The following is a 417-nucleotide window of genomic DNA, read 5'->3' on the forward strand; positions in this document are numbered from 1 at the left end:
TCCTGGTCGGCCGCGCCGACCTCGTGGGTGCCGAGGCGGTCTGCGCGGCCGTGGGATTCCTGCGCCGCCGCACCCCGATCCGCCCGGTGGTCGTGCTGTCGGCCACCACCCCGACCTCGCGGCGCCACCGGCACGCGGCCCACACCCTGGTGGCTACCACCGGCGTCGCGCACATCGTGCACCTGCCCCATGACCCGCGACTGGCCGCAGGCCCGCCGCTGCGCCTGCACCAAGTCCGCGCCGCCACCGCGCGCGCGTGCCTGCAGGTGCTCACCGCGATCCGTACCACCCAGGAGGTGCTGGGCTATGTGGGTTGACCTCGCGCACACCGCCACGGCGCTGCTCGCAGCGCCGCCGCCCACCGGCGGCGGCGGCCCGGGCTTCTCCCACATCCGCCCCCGCAGCAGCGGCGGCCCC

The 417-nt window shown here is 77.5% G+C and carries 1 protein-coding gene; it reads left to right on the top strand.

Annotation, left to right across the window (positions count from 1 at the left end):
- A partial coding sequence (locus F0L68_RS43120; RefSeq protein ID WP_223199639.1) for a hypothetical protein occupies positions 1-317 on the top strand: 317 nt, incomplete at its 5' end.
- Positions 318-417 lie beyond the last annotated feature (100 nt).

Origin of the sequence: Solihabitans fulvus (genome assembly GCF_008386585.1) — a bacterium.
In the GTDB taxonomy this organism is placed as follows: Bacteria; Actinomycetota; Actinomycetes; order Mycobacteriales; family Pseudonocardiaceae; genus Solihabitans; species Solihabitans fulvus.